This window comes from Pseudoalteromonas sp. S4492 (genome assembly GCF_005886115.1).
In the GTDB taxonomy this organism is placed as follows: domain Bacteria; phylum Pseudomonadota; class Gammaproteobacteria; order Enterobacterales; family Alteromonadaceae; genus Pseudoalteromonas; species Pseudoalteromonas gelatinilytica.
Window position 1 is genome coordinate 1 of the sequence record NZ_PNCP01000053.1, and the last position, 1,240, is coordinate 1,240.

General features: G+C 44.8%; 1 protein-coding gene. It reads left to right on the forward strand.

The window, feature by feature from the left end; all coding sequences use genetic code 11:
• On the forward strand, positions 1-1,240 hold a 1,240-nt coding region (gene hscA / locus CWC28_RS17625), incomplete at both ends, for a Fe-S protein assembly chaperone HscA (protein WP_138625521.1).

Here is a 1,240-nt window from a genome sequence, read left to right on the forward strand (position 1 = left end):
TACGTTTATTAAACGAGCCAACGGCTGCGGCTGTTGCTTATGGCCTTGATTCAGGCCAAGAAGGCATTATCGCCGTATACGATTTAGGTGGCGGTACCTTCGATATTTCTATCTTACGTTTACACCAAGGTGTATTCGAAGTACTTGCGACTGGCGGTGACTCAAGCCTTGGTGGTGACGATTTTGACTCGCTACTAGTTGATTACTTCAAAAAACAAACGGGTGTGAGCGAGCTTTCTGCATCGGTATTGCGTTTATTCATCAATAAAGCAAAAGCGTGTAAAGAAGCGCTAAGCCAATACCAAACTGTAAATGTTGGTTTAGAGTTTGATGGTCAAAGCCACAAGGTTGAAGTTACCCGCGAAACGTTTGATGAGCTAGCTCTTAGCCTTGTGAAGAAAACACTACGCTCTTGTCGTCGTGCGGTTAAAGATGCCGGTATCGAGAACGAAGAAGTACTACAAGTTGTAATGGTTGGCGGCTCGACTCGTATGCCAATTGTACGCTCTCAAGTTGCAGCATTTTTTGATAAAGAGCCACTAACTTCTATCGACCCAGATCGCGTAGTTGCACTCGGTGCGGCATTACAAGCAGACGTACTGGTTGGTAATAAGCCAGATTCAGACATGTTGCTATTAGACGTATTACCACTGTCGCTAGGTCTTGAAACCATGGGTGGCTTGGTTGAGAAAATTATTCCACGTAACACCACGATCCCTGTTGCACGTGCACAAGAGTTTACCACTTTCAAAGATGGTCAAACGGCTATGTCACTGCATGTACTACAAGGTGAGCGTGAGTTAGTTGACGATTGTCGTTCGTTGGCTAAATTCAGCTTAAAAGGTATTCCGGCCATGGCAGCCGGTGCTGCGCATATTCGCGTAACCTTTAAAGTCGATGCTGATGGCCTATTAAGTGTATCGGCAATGGAAAAATCAACCGGTGTGCAAGCTGAAATTCAGGTCAAACCATCATTTGGTTTATCGGATGATCAAGTTGCAAACATGCTCAGAGAATCAATGACTAACGCGAAAGACGACATGCAAGCGCGTATGCTTAAAGAGCAGCAAGTTGAAGCGTTACGTGTTGTTGAAGCACTTGAAGCATCACTGGCAACCGACAGTGCATTACTTGACGAACAAGAATTAGGTGCGTTAAAAGCAGAAATTGCTAAACTTGTTGCCGTACGCGAAAGTGCAACAACACCTGCAGAAATTAAAGCAGCGATTGAAGCTGTAGA